15 protein-coding genes and 1 riboswitch are annotated in these 14,775 nt (G+C 69.9%); of the genes, 1 reads left to right on the plus strand and 14 read right to left on the minus strand.

Going from position 1 to position 14,775, the window contains the following annotated elements; all coding sequences use genetic code 11:
* Positions 1 to 12: 12 nt before the first annotated feature.
* Positions 13 to 1,356, minus strand: coding sequence for an NAD(P)H-dependent oxidoreductase (locus ACSLUQ_RS14730; RefSeq protein WP_461808938.1), 1,344 nt, complete (start codon positions 1,354 to 1,356; stop codon positions 13 to 15).
* A gap of 116 nt (positions 1,357 to 1,472) precedes the next feature.
* On the opposite strand from ACSLUQ_RS14730, the gene ACSLUQ_RS14735 reads away from it, so the two are divergent.
* Positions 1,473 to 2,144 carry a thiamine diphosphokinase gene (locus tag ACSLUQ_RS14735; RefSeq protein ID WP_461808939.1) on the plus strand — a complete coding sequence of 224 codons (672 nt, stop codon included), beginning with the start codon at positions 1,473 to 1,475 and terminating at the stop codon, positions 2,142 to 2,144.
* Positions 2,145 to 2,169: 25 nt separating this feature from the next.
* On the opposite strand, the gene ACSLUQ_RS14740 is transcribed toward ACSLUQ_RS14735, so the two are convergent.
* From ACSLUQ_RS14740 to ACSLUQ_RS14800, 13 genes are all read right to left on the minus strand, one after another.
* Positions 2,170 to 2,946 carry an ABC transporter permease gene (locus tag ACSLUQ_RS14740; RefSeq protein WP_417771777.1) on the minus strand — a complete coding sequence of 259 codons (777 nt, stop codon included), beginning with the start codon at positions 2,944 to 2,946 and terminating at the stop codon, positions 2,170 to 2,172.
* A complete protein-coding gene (locus ACSLUQ_RS14745; RefSeq protein WP_461808940.1) occupies positions 2,943 to 3,671 on the minus strand; it encodes an ABC transporter ATP-binding protein in 729 nt (242 codons plus the stop codon). Before ACSLUQ_RS14745 ends, ACSLUQ_RS14740 begins: the two co-directional genes overlap by 4 nt.
* Positions 3,668 to 4,402, minus strand: a complete 735-nt coding sequence (gene tenA, locus ACSLUQ_RS14750; protein ID WP_461808941.1) for a thiaminase II — start codon at positions 4,400 to 4,402, stop codon at positions 3,668 to 3,670. Before tenA ends, ACSLUQ_RS14745 begins: the two co-directional genes overlap by 4 nt.
* A 45-nt stretch (positions 4,403 to 4,447) precedes the next feature.
* On the minus strand, positions 4,448 to 5,383 hold the full coding sequence (locus ACSLUQ_RS14755; RefSeq protein WP_417771774.1) for an ABC transporter substrate-binding protein: 936 nt from the start codon (positions 5,381 to 5,383) through the stop codon (positions 4,448 to 4,450).
* Between the two features lie 17 nt (positions 5,384 to 5,400).
* Positions 5,401 to 6,051: a thiamine phosphate synthase gene (locus tag ACSLUQ_RS14760; protein ID WP_461808942.1), complete on the minus strand. Its 651-nt coding sequence runs from the start codon at positions 6,049 to 6,051 to the stop codon at positions 5,401 to 5,403.
* Positions 6,048 to 6,821 carry a thiazole synthase gene (locus ACSLUQ_RS14765; RefSeq protein WP_461808943.1) on the minus strand — a complete coding sequence of 258 codons (774 nt, stop codon included), beginning with the start codon at positions 6,819 to 6,821 and terminating at the stop codon, positions 6,048 to 6,050. Before ACSLUQ_RS14765 ends, ACSLUQ_RS14760 begins: the two co-directional genes overlap by 4 nt.
* Before the next feature lie 3 nt (positions 6,822 to 6,824).
* Complete coding sequence (gene thiS / locus ACSLUQ_RS14770) at positions 6,825 to 7,022, minus strand: sulfur carrier protein ThiS (RefSeq protein ID WP_417771771.1); 198 nt, start codon at positions 7,020 to 7,022, stop codon at positions 6,825 to 6,827.
* On the minus strand, positions 6,991 to 8,031 hold the full coding sequence (gene thiO / locus ACSLUQ_RS14775) for a glycine oxidase ThiO (protein WP_417771770.1): 1,041 nt from the start codon (positions 8,029 to 8,031) through the stop codon (positions 6,991 to 6,993). The genes thiS and thiO overlap by 32 nt, the downstream gene beginning before the upstream one ends.
* Positions 8,028 to 8,882 (minus strand): bifunctional hydroxymethylpyrimidine kinase/phosphomethylpyrimidine kinase, encoded by an 855-nt coding sequence (thiD, locus tag ACSLUQ_RS14780; RefSeq protein ID WP_461808944.1) that lies wholly within the window; start codon positions 8,880 to 8,882, stop codon positions 8,028 to 8,030. The genes thiO and thiD overlap by 4 nt, the downstream gene beginning before the upstream one ends.
* A 121-nt stretch (positions 8,883 to 9,003) precedes the next feature.
* A riboswitch (TPP riboswitch) is annotated at positions 9,004 to 9,106 on the minus strand.
* A gap of 14 nt (positions 9,107 to 9,120) precedes the next feature.
* Positions 9,121 to 10,419 carry a diaminopimelate decarboxylase family protein gene (locus tag ACSLUQ_RS14785; RefSeq protein ID WP_461808945.1) on the minus strand — a complete coding sequence of 433 codons (1,299 nt, stop codon included), beginning with the start codon at positions 10,417 to 10,419 and terminating at the stop codon, positions 9,121 to 9,123.
* A 4-nt stretch (positions 10,420 to 10,423) separates the two neighbouring features.
* Positions 10,424 to 11,191, minus strand: a complete 768-nt coding sequence (locus tag ACSLUQ_RS14790) for a class I SAM-dependent methyltransferase (RefSeq protein WP_461808946.1) — start codon at positions 11,189 to 11,191, stop codon at positions 10,424 to 10,426.
* Positions 11,192 to 11,233: 42 nt separating this feature from the next.
* Entirely contained in the window at positions 11,234 to 12,625 is a 1,392-nt protein-coding gene (locus ACSLUQ_RS14795) for a hypothetical protein (RefSeq protein WP_461808947.1), read from the minus strand.
* A complete protein-coding gene (locus ACSLUQ_RS14800) occupies positions 12,618 to 14,771 on the minus strand; it encodes a GNAT family N-acetyltransferase (RefSeq protein WP_461808948.1) in 2,154 nt (717 codons plus the stop codon). Before ACSLUQ_RS14800 ends, ACSLUQ_RS14795 begins: the two co-directional genes overlap by 8 nt.
* Positions 14,772 to 14,775 lie beyond the last annotated feature (4 nt).

The following is a 14,775-nucleotide window of genomic DNA, read 5'->3' on the forward strand; positions in this document are numbered from 1 at the left end:
GGCAGCTTCGCCTCAGGTGGGAGCGAAGGTCTCTTCCATCTCGCGGCGGAAGCGAACGGCGGTTTCCGTGGTGTCGATCGCCACGTCGTCCCACCTCAGCATGGCACCCTCGGCCACATCCCGCACGAGCCGGACGTTGGCAGCGAGACCGAGCGGCAGGCAGCCGCCGGCCAGCGACCTGGCCGCCGGCTGCTGCTTGCCCCAGACGGTCGCCCCACCCTCGCCGTCGAGCATCTCGCCGGCCTTGAGGTCGCGCTTGGCGGTCGCCACCACATCGGCGACAAAGCCCACGGGCGATCCGGTCGGCTCCCGGCGCAGCACCGCGGAGGCCACCGACACGCCGAGTTCCATGCCGATCATATGGGTCGGCCGATAGAGAGCAGCGTAGCGGCCGGTCTCGTCTTCCAGCATGTGATACTCGCTGAAGCAGCGGCTGGCGTAATCGGTCTCAGCCTCGATCACGACGAACGTGCCCATGGCAAGGTGATGGGGAACGTCCGCGCCGTCACGGGTGAGCGAGGACACGACCTCGGTCGTGCCGGTGATCGGCAGGGTGCCACCGGCCTCGCGCGGGCGCAGCACGCTCGACAGCTCGAAGCGGCTCGCCGGCGGAAACGACAGCCCGTCCTCCTGCGCGACCAGGCCGGTGGCATTGCAGACCGCCGTCATCTCGATCCCCGACTTGGTGCCATCGAGGAACGAGTTGAACATCTTCGGGTTGATCAGGCTGCGGTCGGTGATGCCCAGGTACTGGACCAGCACGTCCCACACGGTCTCCGGTGTCAGCTTGTGATAGGTCGGCAGGTAGCGCGTGCCCTTGCCGGCGCAGACGACCTTGAAACCACAGGTCCGCGCCCAGTCGACATGCTCGCAGATGAGCGCCGGCTGGTCGCCCCAGGCGAGCGAATAGACGAGACCGGCAGCCTCGGCGCGGCGCGCCAGCAGCGGACCGGCGAGCACATCCGCCTCGACGTTGACCATGATCAGATGCTTGCCCGCCTCGATGGCGGCGAGCGCGTGGCGGATGCCGACGGCCGGGTCGCCGGTGGCCTCGATGACCACGTCGATGCGCCCGTCGGCGAGCACACCGGCCAGATTGTCGGTGACAAGGGTCGCGCCGGTATCGATCGCCGCGTCGAGGGAGCCGGCTGTCGACTGCTCGTCCGGCCAGCCGCAGGTGGCGAGCGTGCGCCGGGCCCGGGCCGGGTCGAGATCGATGATCGCGGCGACATGCACGCCGCGCGTCAGGCGGGCTTGCGTCAGATACATTGAGCCGAACTTTCCCGCGCCGATGATGGCGACGCGAACGGGACGCCCGGCCGTGTCGCGGGCCGCGAGCATGCGAGACAGATTCATGACTTTCCTCCCTTTTTGCGGAGAATGGGCCATGAAAAACAGCTATGACAAGCACAATCGCGCCCGCCCGGGGACGCCCCGCACCACACCGCCCCACGCAGGGAGAGCCACCGACCATGCAGCCTCGAGCGCCGTTTCTGATCCTGCTCGGCGGCGAATTGACGCCGACGCAGCGTCTTTCGCGACAAGTCGAAGGCGCGCGGGTGATCGCCGCCGACAACGGCATTCGCCACGCGCGCACCCTCGGCCTGACGCCCGAGCTGTGGGTCGGCGACTTCGATTCCAGCAGCGACGACCTGCATGCCGCCTTTCCCGACGTGCCGCGCGATGCCTATCCGGCGGCCAAGGACATGACCGATGGCGAAATCGCGGTCGAGGAGGCGCTGGCGCGCGGCGCCGATGGGCTGGTGATCGCCGGCGCGCTGGGGGGCGCGCGCTCCGACCACGCCATGCAGAACGTGCTCAACGGCGTGGCCCTGGCGCGGCGCGGGATTCCGGTCCTGATGACCAGCGGCAGCGAGGAGGCCTGGCCGGTCCTGCCGGGCCGCCGGGAGATCGCGCTTGAGGCGGGCGCGCTCTTTTCCGTGCTCGCCATCACCGACCTGAGCGGACTGACGCTTGAAGGCGTGCGCTGGCCGCTGTCACGCAAGTTCGTGCCGATGGGCGGCTCGCTGACCCTGTCGAACCGGGTGGCGCGCGAGCGCGACACCATCGCCGTCACGCTCGAGAAAGGCATCGGCGTCCTGCTGGCGCGGCCGGACGACAGGGACGAGCCGGAAGCAGGCTGAGCCGAACCTGCCTCCGCGACCGACGTCAGATCGTGTCGGTGCTTTCCCGCGACCAGGAGACCATGCGCCGGGTCAGCCAGGAAACCACCCCGTAGAGCGCCACGGCGAAGATCGCCAGCACGAAGAGGCTGGCGAACATCAGGTCCGTCTTGACCTGACCGTTGGCCAGCAGCATCAGGTAGCCAAGGCCCTTCGAGGCGCCGACCCATTCGCCGATGACGGCGCCGATGGGCGCGTAGACGGCGGCAAGACGCAGGCCCGAGCCGAAGGCCGGCAGACCGGCGGGAAGCCTCAGGAAGAAGAGCGTCCTGGCCGGCGTCGCGCCCATGGTGCGGGCAAGATCGAGCAGGCCCGGATCGGTGCGTCGCAGTCCGTCGTAGAAGGTCGAGACCACCGGAAAGTAGATGATCAGCAGCGCCATGGCGATCTTCGAGATCATGCCGAATCCGAGCCACAGGGTCAGGATCGGAGCGAGCGCGAAGACCGGGACCGCCTGGCTGAAGACCATGATCGGCAGCACGATGCGCCGCGCCAGAGGCGAGACCATCAGATAGAGGGCGGTCGCCCCCCCGAGCCCGGCGCCAAGGGCGAGACCGATCAGGACCTCGGCGATGGTGGTGGTCGCATGATCGGCGATGAGACCGGCATTGGCGACGAGCGTCTCGGCGACGCGAACGGGGCCGGGCAGGATGAAGGCCGGTGCGCCGGTCGCCCAGACAATCGCCTGCCAGGCGCCGAGCGCAACGGCGGCGGCAATGAGCCCGTCACCAAGCCTCCCGGCAAATCCCTGTGTCCCGCTCATGCAGCTTCCCCCTTCAAGGCCCGGAAAAGCCGGACCTGCATGTCCATCGTCTCCGGCGCCTCGACCGCGCGGATGGGCAACAGCGCGGGCGCCTCCACCTCCGCAAGCCCTTGTTCGGAGAAGATGAAAATGCGGTGTCCGAGGCGCACCGCTTCCGCTGGATCATGGGTGACGAGCAGCACCGTGCGGCCTTCCAGCGTCTCGAAGGCAAGCTCCTGCATCTCGGCGCGGGTGCGTGCGTCAAGGGCGGCGAAGGGTTCGTCGAGAAGCACGATGGGCCGGTCTTCCATGAGCACGCGGGCCAGCGCCACCCGCTGGCGCATGCCGCCGGAGAGGCTCGCCGGCAGCTTGGCCGCATGTTCGGTAAGCCCCACCCGCTCGACCAGCGCACGGGCCCGCTCGAGATCGGCGCGTTCGCCGCGCAGGCGGGCACCGAGAGTGACGTTGCCGAGCACGTCGAGCCAGGGCGCGAGCAGATCGGTCTGGGCCATGAAGGCGATCCGGCCCGCGACCGCCTTGTTGTCGTCGGCGGTGATCGTGCCGGAAAAGCGACCGCCGGTGTCGAGCCCGGCAAGCAACCGCAGAACGGTGGACTTGCCGACGCCCGAGGGGCCGAGCAGGCAGGTCCAGCCGCCGGCGGAAATCGTCAGGTCGAGACCGGAGAAGAGCGGCCTCCCGGCGTGATCGAAATCGCCGGAAAGCCGCAGGGTCGGGGCTTCGCTCACGCCGATCCGGCCTTTCCCCCGCCACGCAACCCCATGTCCCAGAAGGAGATTTCAAGCTCCGTCGCGGTACGGAAACGCTTCGACACCGACGCCCAGCGCGCAAGTGCTGTGGGATCGTCGCCAAGCCTTGCACGGGTCGCGCCGTCGATCAGGGCACCGACCTTTCGGCAGATGTCCTGATAGTCGTCGCCGGCATAGGTGTCGATCCACTGGCGGTAGGGCGTGCCGGGGGCCGCCTCGCGGGCGAGCCTGAGGCCGATCTCGCCGTAGCCGAGCACACAGGGAGAGAGCGCCACGATCAGGTCGAGGAAATCTCCCGACATGCCCGCGTCCAGCACATAGCGGGTGTAGGCGAGATTTTCCCGTTCCTCGGCCGCCTCGATAAGCGCCGTTTCGGCAATGCCGGCCTTGCCGCAGATCTCGACATGAAGGCTCATCTCGGTGTTCAGCAACCCGTCGACCGTTCCGGCGGCGAAACGTGCCTCCTCGATCGAACCGGCCTTGACGACCGCGAGCGCCCAGGCGCGGGCAAAGTGGTAGAGGAACACATAGTCCTGAACCAGGTAGTGCAGGAACGCCTCCTGCGGCAGCGTGCCGTCGCCAAGCCGCTCCACGAAGGCGTGGCGGGTGTACGCCCGCCAGGCATCGCCGGCCTCGGCGCGCATGAGGGCGAAGCTCCTCGAGCCGAAGTCCGGGCCGAAGTCCTGCGAAACGCGGGGTGTCATCGTCATCTGCGGATCTCTCCTCGTTGTCCGTTGTCCTCGGTCGGTGCCGCCTTACGGGGCCGATACGTCGAGGGCGATGTCGGAAACCGGGCGGATCGTCTCGATCAGGCCGCTCTCCTTGAGGAAGGCCTCGAAGCGGGCATAGCGGCCGTAGTCGAGGGCGGCCGGGCGCAGGGCGAAGCGGCGCACGGTGTCGGCGAAGGAGCGCTTGTTGAGTTCGTCGTCGAGCTCCGGAGAGGTCGCCGCGTAGAGCGCGAAGCTCTCTTGCGGATGGTTGACGATATACTGGGTGGCGCGCTCGGTGGCGGCGAGGAAGCGGGCGATCTTATCCTTGTCCATCGTCTGCGGATTGGCGACGTAGATCAGCTCGTCATAGGGGGGGACACCTTCCTCCTCGATGAAGAAGCAGCGGCCCTTGACACCCTGGAGCTCCATCTGGTGCAGCTCGACGTTGCGGTAGGCGCCGATCACCGCGTCGACCTGCCCGGACATGACGGCGGGCGCCAGCGACCAGTTGACGTTGATCATCTCGACGTCATCGGCCGTCATGCCGTGGCGCTTGAGAAGCGCCGTCACCTGGGCGCTCTCGACGCCGGAGACCGAATAGCCGATCTTGCGACCCTTGAGGTCGGCGATCGACTTGATCGGGCCATCGTCCTTTACCATCAAGCAGTTGAGCGGCGAGGCGATCAGCGTCCCGACCCGCTTGAGCGGCAGCCCCTCGGCCACCTGAAGGTGGATCTGCGGCTGGTAGGAAACAGCGAGATCGGCCTTGCCAGCAGCGACCATCTTGGGCGGTGCCGACGGATCGGCCGGGGCGATGATCTCGACGTCGAGGCCTTCATCAGCGAAATAACCGAGTTCCCGGGCCAGGATCACCGGGCCGTGGTCCGGGTTGACGTACCAGTCGAGAAGCAGGGTCATCTTGTCGGCGGCGGCGGCCGGCAGGCTGACGAGCAGGGCGAGAACAAGGGCGAGCTTGCGCATTTCGGGCCTTTCACGTGCTAGAATTTCGAAATCCTGTCGCCCCGGGACGCCGATTTGTCGTGCGCCCGGGTGACCTCGATCCACTGGCGCGTGCGCGCCTCGGGATCGGCATTGAGCGTGATGTCGGTGACCACGGAAACGATGTCGGCGCCATGCTCGAAGGCGCCGGGGGCGCGCTCGGCGGTCATGCCGCCGATGGCGACGAGCGGGATATCCCCGATCCGCCGCTTCCATTCGCCGATCCGCTCCAGCCCCTGGGGCGCCCACTTCATCTTCTTCAGGATCGTGGGATAGACGGGCCCGAGCGCGATGTAGTCGGGACCGGCGGCGACCGCCGTTTCCAGTTCGTCATGGTCGTGGCTCGACAGGCCGAGGCCGATGCCGGCGGCGCGGATCGCGGCCAGGTCGGCACCGGCAAGATCCTCCTGACCGAGATGGACGAAGCGGCAGGCCTCGTCGATGGCGATCTCCCAGTGGTCGTTGACGACCAGCATGCAGCGGTGCCGGACGGCGAAGCCCTCGGCGCGGCGGATCTCGCCGCGCAGCCAGGCGGCGTCGCCGTCCTTGATGCGAAGCTGGATCAACCGGACACCGAGCGGCACCAGCCGCTCGACCCAGTCGGCACTGTCGACGATCGGATAGAAGGGATCGAGCTTGAAGGCGGTCATTCGAGAAAGGCCTTTCCGAGAACCGGGGTCGAGGGGGCAGCCATGTCGCGCGGCTCCATCGCCACCGCCTCATGGGCGAGGCGGCCGGCGGCGACCGCCCGTCCGAAGGCGTCCGCCATGCGGACCGGATCGCCCGCCTTGGCGACCGCCGTGTTGAGCAGCACCGCGTCGAAGCCGAGCTCCATGGCGGCGGCCGCATGGGAGGGAACGCCGAGGCCGGCGTCGACGACGAGCGGAACCTCGGGAAAATGGGCGCGCATGGCGCGCAGCCCATAGACATTGTTGAGGCCCCGGGCCGAGCCGATGGGCGCGCCCCAGGGCATCAGGACCTTGCAGCCGGCGGCAAGCAGCCGCTCGGCGATACCGAGGTCTTCCGTGCAATAGGGAAAGACCTGGAAGCCGTCGTCACACAGGATGCGCGCCGCCTCGACGAGGCCGACGACGTCGGGCGCCAGCGTCTCGGCGTCGTTGATGACCTCGAGCTTGATCCAGGACGTGCCGAAGACCTCGCGGGCCATCTTCGCCGTGGTCACCGCCTCCTTGACCGAATGGCAGCCGGCGGTGTTGGGCAGCACCTTGACGCCGAGGTCGCGGATGAAGGACCAGAAGTCCTGCCCCGAGCGCGAGGACCCGGATTCGCGCCGCAGCGAGACCGTGACGATGTCGGACCCGCCGGCGCGGATCGCCTCGGCCATGATCGCGGGCGAGGGATAGAGCGCGGTGCCGAGCAGCAACCGGCTCTCGACGGTCGTGTCGTAGAAGGTCAGCATGGATCAGCCTCCCTGCATCGGAGCGAGGATCTCGAGACGATCACCGTCGCGGACCCGGGTCGTCGCCCGCTCCTCGGCGGGGACGAACTCGCCGTTGACGGCCGTCGCGACGATGGCGTCGGCGTAGTCGAGCGCCTCGAGGACCGCGGCGAGCGATCCGGGCGCGAGGTCAAGCGGAGCGCCGTTGACGATGATGGTCATGGAAGAACTCCGGGCTGGAGGAAGGATCAAGGCAGAGGTCGGCCGCCTGCATGGCCAGTGCCGGCGCAAGCAGGAAGCCGTGGCGATAGGTGCCACCGGCGCGCAGGATGCGGCCGTCGTCGAGAAGCCGCGGCAGGTTGTCGGCGAAGGCGGGTCGCGCATCGACGCCGATTTCAAGGATCTCGGCCTCGGCGAAGGCGGGATGCAGCGCATAGGCCCCGCCGAGAAGCTCCATCATGGCGCGGGCCGTGATGCGGGTGCGCTCGTCGCTCTCGATCATGGTGGCACCGATCATGAAGACACCCGCGCCGCGCGGCACGATGTAGAGCGGAATGCGCGGATGCAGCAGCCGGACGGGGCGCGAGAGGGAGACGTCGGCGGAACGGACGATCAGCATCTCGCCCTTGACGCCGCGCAGGCCGGGAACCTCGTCGCGCGCCGCAAGCCCGCGACAATCGACAACCCGGTCTCCGGGCGCATCGGCCGGGTCGACCGCCTCACCGAAGCGCATCTCGACCCCGAGACCGGGAAGCCGCGCCGCCAGGTCGGCCAGAGCACGGCGCGGATCCAGATGTCCTTCGCCGGCGAAGAAAAGCCCCTCGCGGAAGCGCCCGCCGAGATCCGGCTCAAGCGCGCCGATGCGGTCGCCATCGACCGTCTCGAAGTGCGAGGTAAGCCGCGCGAAGCGACGCAGCTCGCCCGTGTCGCGGGCCGGCGCCACCACAAGGGAGCCCTCGAGGGTCACGCCGCCGACGCGCTCGCCCCACCAGCCGATGGCCTGTTCGCCAAGCCGCACCACCGGCTCCTCGGCGCTCTCGCCCTCGCACCAGGGCGCCAGCATGCCGCCGGCCCACCAGGAACAGGAGGCCGGCCCCGGCTCCACCGCGCGCTCGAACAGGGTGACCTTCGCCCCGCGCTCGGCGAGCGCGCTGGCGACGCACAGCCCGACGACGCCGCCACCGATGACGGAGACGGTTTCGGCCGGAGAGGACAGACGGGCGTCGGTCATGGCCGGGCTCCCCAGAGACGATAGAAATGATGCACCGGCCCGTGGCCGGAGCCGACCGCAAGTGTGTCGGCGGCGGCGATCGCCCCATGCAGCCATGCGTGCGCGCTCGACACGGCCTCGGCGAGCGGCAGGCCGCGCGCCAGGCCGGCGGCGATGGCCGAGGACAGGGTGCAACCGGTGCCGTGGGTGTTCTTCGTCGCCAGGCGCGGCGCGGCAAGGCGAAGCGGCGCGGCGCCGGGCGCCAGCAGCAGGTCGACACAGACATCGCCGTCCGCGTGCCCGCCCTTCATCAGCACGGCAGGCCCGAGCGCCATCAGCCGGCGGCCCTGCTCGAGGCGGCCGGCCTCCTCGCTCGCCGGTTCCTCGCCGAGAAGGGCGGCCACTTCAGGCAGGTTCGGGGTGACCAGCGTGGCGCGCGGCAACAGCGTCTCGCGCAGCGCGGCGACGGCCTCGTCGCGCAGCAGCTTGGCCCCGGACTTGGAAACGATCACCGGATCGAGCACCACCGGGCCGGCATAAGACGCCAGCGCGCGGGCAACGCAGGCGACGATCTCCGGCGAGGACAGCATGCCGATCTTGATCGCGCCGACGTCAAGGTCGTCGAGCACGGCGGCGATCTGCCCCTCGACCACGTCGAGGGGAATGTCGTGGATATGGGTGACGGCGCGCGTGTTCTGGGCGGTCACCGCCGTGAGCACGCTGGCACCATAGACGCCAAGGGCCGAAAATGCCTTGAGATCCGCCTGGATGCCTGCCCCGCCGCTGCTGTCGGAGCCGGCGATGGTCAGTGCGATGGCCGTGGGCGGAGCGGCGTCGGCACGCCTGTCTTGCGGTTCGATCTGCTTTGTCACGTCTCGTCCGTCGCGTCGGACGGCGCGGACCAAAGCCCGACGCCGCCACAGGGCGGTTTTCGGGGTCATGACGAAGAAGGGAGTGCAAATGGCCTGGCCGTGGCCTGCTCGCCCGACCTGGGCGAAGCGGTCATTCGTTCCCTACGCCGGCATGACCCGGATCAGGTTCAGTGGGTTGACGCGAACGCGTCTCTCAGCCGGCAAAGGCACCCCAACGAATAGTGGCAGGACGATAGGATCAGACGGCGATGCCGTCAAGACGGATCGCGGCGACGCCTGCGGACGGCGCTCGCGCGAGGGTGCGCGTGCCGTCGGCGAGGGTCGCCACATAGTCCTCGAACCGCTCAGCGCGGCGGATCTCGACAACGCGGCCATCGTTTTTCAGAAGCAGCTCCGCCGGCCGCAGCCGGCCGTTGTAGGTGAAGCCCATGGCCGCGCCATGAGCGCCGGTGTCGTGGATCCAGACCAGATCGCCGACGCGCGGGTCGGCGATCTGCCTGTCGACGGCGAACCGGTCGACGTTCTCGCAAAGCGAGCCGACCACATCGGCGGTGACCCGCCCGCGTCCGGCCTCGGCGAAGGGCAGCGTGACGTGATGATAGGCAGCGCTGTAGAAGCCCGGCCGCATCAGCGCCGACATCGAGGCGTCGAGCCCGACGATGAGCCGCCCCTTGTCGAGCCGGTTGACTACACGGGCGACAAGCACCCCGTGCGGACCCGAAACGTAGCGCCCGCATTCCATGAGGATGCGCGGCCGGCGGCCGGCGAAAGCCTCGCGCAGCAGCGCGACGAGGCCGGCCGCATAGGCGGCAAAATCGAACGCCGTCTCGCCAGGCCGGTAGGGAATGCCGAGGCCGCCGCCGAAATTGACGCTGTCGAACGCGATGCCGGTCTCTGCTTCCACCGTCCGCGCCGTCTCGACCAGATCGCGCGCGGCGGCGAGCGCGACGGCGACGGAGAGCTCGTTGGCGCAGGTCATGCCGTGAATGGAGAACCGGGTGGCACCACGCGCCAGCGCAAGCCTGTAGGCCGCGGCAAGCCGGTCGCGGGGAACGCCGAACTTCGACTGGCCGGCCGCCCCCATCAGCGCCGAGGTCGCAGCCGCCCCGTGCGGGGCGACGCGGAAGGCGACCGTGGCCGGAAGCTGGGTGGCAAGTGCCAGATGGGCCGCGTCGTCGAAGGTGATGCGAGCGCCGCGATCCAGCGCCATCGCCAGTTCGGCGCGCGTCGTGTTGTTGGAGGTGAAGACGATGGCCTCACCCGAAACGCCGACCTCGCCGGCGAGACGCAGCTCCACCGGCGAGGAACAGTCGAGGCCGCTCCCCTCCTGCGCCAAGGCGCGAAGGATTGCCGGATTCGGAAGTGCCTTGACGGCAAAATACTGCGTCACCGGCCAGTCACCGAAGGCCGCGACCATCGCGCGGTGCGTGGCGCGGATGCCGGCCTCGTCATAGATGTGAAAGGGCGTTCCATAGCTTTCGGCGAGCGTGGGCACGACCTCGGCGAGACGGGCGGCGAACCCGGGGGCGGCCGGCATCGCCTCAGCCGGCCGCGCCGGAGGGATGCGCGTGCCCGCCCGCGTGGAAGCCCGTGGGCACGCAGCCGATGCAGATGGTGCGGTTGCGCAGGCCGCTGACCGGCCGCAGGTAGGGATAGTGATAGTCCTCCGCCGCCGTGTAGCCGGCCGTCTCCAGTTCCGCGACCAGTCTGGCACGCGACAGCATCCAGAAATCGGCGACACGGCGATGCGGCTCGACGTCGTGTCCCGTCTCGAGCGGCGCGTCGTTGGAAAAGATCAGCCACGCGCCGGGCTTCGGCGCCAGCCGGCGCAGCGTGCCGAAGAAATCCGCAAGCCCGGTGTCGGACCGGTAGAGATGCCCGAGCAGCCCGTCGGCATAGATCGCGTCGAAACCCGACAGATGACCGTCGGGCAGGGTGAAGAAGTCGGAGACGAAGGCTTCCAGCCCCTTGCGCGTTGCCAGCGCCACGGCCTCCGGGTTGCAGTCGATGGCCTGCACGTGGCGCCCGCCGCCGACCAGATCGGCCTCGACGAAGGCGTTGCCGCAGCCGATGGAGAAAATGCGCGCGCCCGGCTGCGTCAGCGACACGATCTTGAGCCCGATATGGGCGCGGTAGTCGGGACAATAGGTCGAGGGGGTGACGGAATCATCATGCGCCTCGCCCGCCTCCCAGATCTCGTAAATGGTGCGCCGGCGCGCCGCCGGGGCGTCGAGCCGGGTGCAGTAGTAGGCGTGCACGCGGTCAAGGACCGGGGTCCGGGGCAGGCTGTCGGTGATCATCTCGGCCATCGGTTGGCTCCTTTCGCGGATCCTGTCGCCCGGTCCCTCGGGCTAGCTTGCCATGGCGACCGCGGCACGCGCCGCGTCCGCCGGTTCCTGCAGGTATTCGATCGTCGTCGCCGGGTGCGCGGCCAGACGGGCAACCAGCGGGGCGAGCCGGCGCAGGCCGCCGGACGGGCCGAAGTCGCGCGCCAGCGCCAGCGAGCGCTCGACATCGCCGGCGAGCAGCGTGTCGGCGAGCACCCGGGCGAGCGCGCGGAAGGCGGCAAGCACCGCATCGGGGGAGCCGGAAAGCCGGATGGCGCGCCCGGCGCCGTCTTCGGCGACCTCCAGCACGCCGAAGTCCGCGAGCCAGGCAAGCTGGAGAAACATGCCGTCGCTGTCGGGAAAGAGCCCGAGGCCGCGGTCGACGTAACGCAGGCATTCGGCCAGGTGATAGGCGACCGCGTCCTCGCCCGTCGCGCCGGCGGCGGGCGCCAGCACCTCGGCCAGCGCGAGCAGGCCGAAGACGTCCGCGGCCGCCTCCTGCAGCACCACCGAGGTCCAGCGGTCGGCGGCGTTCAGCCCCTGGAACGACACGCCCCCTTCGCGGTGAACGAAATGGCCGGCCTCATGGGCGAAGACGCCAAGCGTCGGGATCGGCCCGAGCGCCGCGACAGTGCCGGGCAACGGCCCGCCGAGATCGAGCAGCGCCCGGGCATGAGCGAGCGACACGCGCTCGACCAGCGCCGCATGGGTGTTGGCGAAATAGCAGGTCTTCTTGTAGGGCGAGCGCTTCACGCCCTCGTCCTCCGGCAGGAAATAGGCGATGTGCTTGGGATGACGGTTGCCCTCGCCGGCCATGAAGAAAAGCCGCGTCGGCACGAAGGCGGGAAGCGCCGCGAGCCGCAGATGGGTGTGCAGGTCCCGAAAACAGGCTTCGACCGCCGCGAGCTGTCCGCAGGCCGCGCCGATGACCGCGGCTCCCGCCTCGTCGCGCCGGCAGGCGAAGGCCGTGGGCAGACCGCCTGTCTGCTTGCCGTACCAGGTGGCGATCTGGCCGACGACGACCATCAGGTCCTCATCGAGGGCGGCAAGCGTGCGCAGCCCCTCCTCGGTGTAGCCCGTACGAATGGCGGCGGCGCGCAGGCGCAGCGCGGTGCGGTCGGCATCGCGCGGCAGATGCTCGGCCAGCCGCGCGAGCAGGTCGGCAATGGGTGCTGGATCGTGGAACCGGCCGCGCGACGGCGGCGGGCTCGCCTTGCAGGCGGCCCATTCGCGCTCGATCAGCCGGCCCAGTTCGTCCAGAAGCGCAAGGGCTTGCGCATCGAGCGGCGGCGCGGCGGCGGCGATGTCGAGGCTGAACAGCGCATGCGCCTCGGCCGGTGGCCAGAACGCCCCGCGATGGGCGCGGTGATCACAGGCGCGGGCAAGGTTGCCGGCGTGGTCGAACCGGTCAGGCATGGCGCACACTCCTTTGAGGTTGCGGATCGAGCGGACGCGTCAGGAAGACGCTGAGCGGGTCGGGGCGATAGGCGCCGAAGGGCGGGCATGCGCCAAAGCCGGCCGCGCGGTAGAGGGCCAGCGCCTCCGGTTGAGCGACACCGGTCTCCAGCCGCAGCGTGTGCAGGCCGTGCGCCGCCGCCTCCGCGTCGAGCCCGGCAAGCAACGCGCGGCCGACGCCGCGCCGGCGGGCGTGCGCCGCCACGAACATGCGCTTGAGCTCGCCGAAGCCGCCGCCTTCCAGCACAAGCGCGCCGCAGCCGAGCGCGCGCCCGAGGCCGTCGCGGGCGACGAGAAAGCGCACATGGTCATCGGCAAGCGCCGCGCGCGGCAGCAGATGCACGCTCTCTTGCGGATAGAGCGCGCTGGCAAGTTCCTCGGAGGCGGCAAGGAGCGCCACGACATCCGCCGCCAGCGGGTCTCCGGCGGCGACGACGAGGTCGCCCGGCCGGGCCGGCGCAGGGCTGACCCACGGCGCGACGGCGGCCGGGCTCTCGGCATCGGCCCGGATCATCGCAGCGCCCTTCTCGGCGATCATCATCGCCGCCGCCTGGGTGTTGCCCGAGACATGGGTCGGCATGATCGAGGCATCGACGACACGCAGGCCCGCCAGCCCGTGAACGCGCAGACGCGGATCGACGACGGCATTCGCTCCGGTTCCCATCCGGCAGGTGCCGACCGGGTGAAAGGAGGTGTCGGCGCTCTCCCGCAGATGTGCCAGCAACGCCTCCTCGCCGATGACGCCGGGACCGGGCACCAGCTCCTCGCCGCGACAGGCGTCAAAGGCGGGGGAGGCGACGATGCGCCGGGCCATGGCGATGCCGGCCAGCAGGCGCCGGCGGTCGGCGGCGCAGGACAGGAAGGCGGTGGCGATGGCGGGCGGAAGGGAGGGATCCGGCCCTTGCACATGGACCGTGCCTTCCGCGTCGGGCCGCATCGGATAGACGCCGATGGTCATGCCCGGTTGCCGGTCGAGCCGACGGCTCTTGCCGGAGACGGGATAGCTTGCCGGAGCGAAATGGAACTGAAGATCCGGCACCGGCTCGCCAGGGGTGGAGCGGGCAAAGCCGACGGCTACGGCGATGGGCTGGGCAAGCACGCCGGTGCGACTCACCCCGTAACGCAGGATCTCGCGCAGCAGGGCGAAGCCGCGTGTGCGCTCGTTGAAGGTGAGATGCCGCGTCCCGGGGGGCGGGCGGACCCGCCAGCGCAGCCGCGCGGCCAGATGATCGCGAAAGCCCGTGCCGACGCCGGGAAGCGCGTGGCGGGGGGCAATGCCGGCGCGCGCCAGCACCGCGGGATCGCCGATGCCGGAAAGCTCCAGCAGCTTCGGCGAACCGATGGTGCCGGCGCAGAGCACCGTCTCCGCCCGGGCGCGGAGCATCGTCGTCTCGCCTCCCCGCGTCAGCGCGACGCCAAGGCAGCGTTCCTTGTCGAACCACAGGCCGGTCGCCTCCGCATCGCAGAGGATCCGCAGATTCTCGCGGCCGGCGGCTTCGGCGAGATGCCCGTCGAGAACGCAAGAGCGACGGCCGGAGCGGGCGGTGATCTGTGCCGGCGCGAAGCCCTCCAGATCGCCGGAATTGTAGTCGGGATTGAGCGCGAAGCCGGCCTCGACGGTGGCCTTGAGAAAGATCTCGGCAAGCGGCTCGCGGTGACGCGGAAGCTCGACGCGGATCGGTCCGCCGACGCCGCGCGCGGTCTCCTCCCCGCCCTGCCAGTCCTCCAGCGCGCGAAAGAAGGGCAGGACATCGTCCCACCCCCAGCCCTCGCAGCCGGCGCGCGCCCAACCGTCGAAATCGTCGCGCTGGCCGCGCACGAAGATCATGCCGTTGATCGCCGTAGAGCCGCCGAGCAACCGGCCGCGCGGCACGGCGAGCTGCCGGCCCTCGAGGGTGCCATCCGGCTGCGTGCGAAACCGCCAGTCGTAGCGCGGGTTGCCGAGAAGCAGCGTCTCGCCGGCGGGAACGGACAGGAGCGGCGAGCGCCGCCGCCGCCCGGCCTCGATGACCACGACGCGCACCCGCGGATCGGCGCTCAGCCGGTCGGCGAGCACCAGTCCGGCCGCCCCGCCGCCGACAATCGCATAGTCGCACTCGCCGATCATCCAC

This window comes from Stappia sp. ICDLI1TA098 (assembly GCF_054880955.1).

What these genes read in the sequence shown, in the direction of transcription:
- tenA (WP_461808941.1), bottom strand. Translation starts at nt 4,402, where the DNA reads ATGACGATGACACCCCGCGTTTCGCAGGACTTCGGCCCGGACTTCGGC.
- ACSLUQ_RS14765 (WP_461808943.1), bottom strand. Translation starts at nt 6,821, where the DNA reads ATGCTGACCTTCTACGACACGACCGTCGAGAGCCGGTTGCTGCTCGGC.
- ACSLUQ_RS14740 (WP_417771777.1), bottom strand. Translation starts at nt 2,946, where the DNA reads ATGAGCGGGACACAGGGATTTGCCGGGAGGCTTGGTGACGGGCTCATT.
- ACSLUQ_RS14755 (WP_417771774.1), bottom strand. Translation starts at nt 5,383, where the DNA reads ATGCGCAAGCTCGCCCTTGTTCTCGCCCTGCTCGTCAGCCTGCCGGCC.
- thiO (WP_417771770.1), bottom strand. Translation starts at nt 8,031, where the DNA reads ATGACCGACGCCCGTCTGTCCTCTCCGGCCGAAACCGTCTCCGTCATC.
- ACSLUQ_RS14785 (WP_461808945.1), bottom strand. Translation starts at nt 10,419, where the DNA reads ATGCCGGCCGCCCCCGGGTTCGCCGCCCGTCTCGCCGAGGTCGTGCCC.
- ACSLUQ_RS14735 (WP_461808939.1), top strand. Translation starts at nt 1,473, where the DNA reads ATGCAGCCTCGAGCGCCGTTTCTGATCCTGCTCGGCGGCGAATTGACG.
- ACSLUQ_RS14790 (WP_461808946.1), bottom strand. Translation starts at nt 11,191, where the DNA reads ATGGCCGAGATGATCACCGACAGCCTGCCCCGGACCCCGGTCCTTGAC.
- ACSLUQ_RS14800 (WP_461808948.1), bottom strand. Translation starts at nt 14,771, where the DNA reads ATGATCGGCGAGTGCGACTATGCGATTGTCGGCGGCGGGGCGGCCGGA.
- ACSLUQ_RS14760 (WP_461808942.1), bottom strand. Translation starts at nt 6,051, where the DNA reads ATGACCGCCTTCAAGCTCGATCCCTTCTATCCGATCGTCGACAGTGCC.
- ACSLUQ_RS14795 (WP_461808947.1), bottom strand. Translation starts at nt 12,625, where the DNA reads ATGCCTGACCGGTTCGACCACGCCGGCAACCTTGCCCGCGCCTGTGAT.
- thiS (WP_417771771.1), bottom strand. Translation starts at nt 7,022, where the DNA reads ATGACCATCATCGTCAACGGCGCTCCGCTTGACCTCGCGCCCGGATCG.
- ACSLUQ_RS14730 (WP_461808938.1), bottom strand. Translation starts at nt 1,356, where the DNA reads ATGAATCTGTCTCGCATGCTCGCGGCCCGCGACACGGCCGGGCGTCCC.